Origin of the sequence: Bacillus sp. JJ1532, assembly GCF_036965085.1 — a bacterium.
GTDB lineage: Bacteria > Bacillota > Bacilli > Bacillales > Cytobacillaceae > Cytobacillus.
Genome location: NZ_JBALOW010000041.1, coordinates 41,237 through 41,735 on the forward strand (window position 1 = coordinate 41,237; position 499 = coordinate 41,735).

Here is a 499-nt window from a genome sequence, read left to right on the forward strand (position 1 = left end):
ATTACCCGGTACAACATAGCATCGGTGGATCTAAATTAGCTTAATACTTATTACCAAACGAGTGATCTTTTACGATCTCTCGTTTTTTTGTTATGGAAACCGCCTCTTCAAAAGAACATCGATCCCCAAAAAATAAAAGCCCATTTATAGGCTTTTATAAAATAATTTTCTATTAATCTTCCTATCGTTTTGAAATCTTTTTGTATCCTTTTCTACTAGTCTTTACAAAGCCTATGATTTGAATGATTTCATCTCCGAAAGGCATGGGGTCTGGTAAAAAAAAGTTAATGCCTAACAAAATTATTTTACCGGGCAGCGGTAAAAACCATGTTAAAAAAGCTAATACTAAGATTAGTATGTATAGCATGTACTAACCTCCTACAATATATATTTGATTACATTCATATGGGAATTTTCACACAGGAATATAATATCATATTTTTTTAGAATATGTTTTTTACGGAACAGGAAGATGCGCAACCTATAAAGTCCCTGGTAC

General features: G+C 32.1%; 1 protein-coding gene. It reads right to left on the bottom strand.

The features are described from left to right. Positions 1–181: 181 nt before the first annotated feature. Positions 182–367: a hypothetical protein gene (locus V7122_RS14235; protein ID WP_335527323.1), complete on the bottom strand. Its 186-nt coding sequence runs from the start codon at positions 365–367 to the stop codon at positions 182–184. Positions 368–499: the final 132 nt, after the last annotated feature.

Excerpts from the sequence above, each read along its gene's own strand:
- V7122_RS14235 (WP_335527323.1), bottom strand. The coding sequence starts at position 367 with ATGCTATACATACTAATCTTAGTATTAGCTTTTTTAACATGGTTTTTA.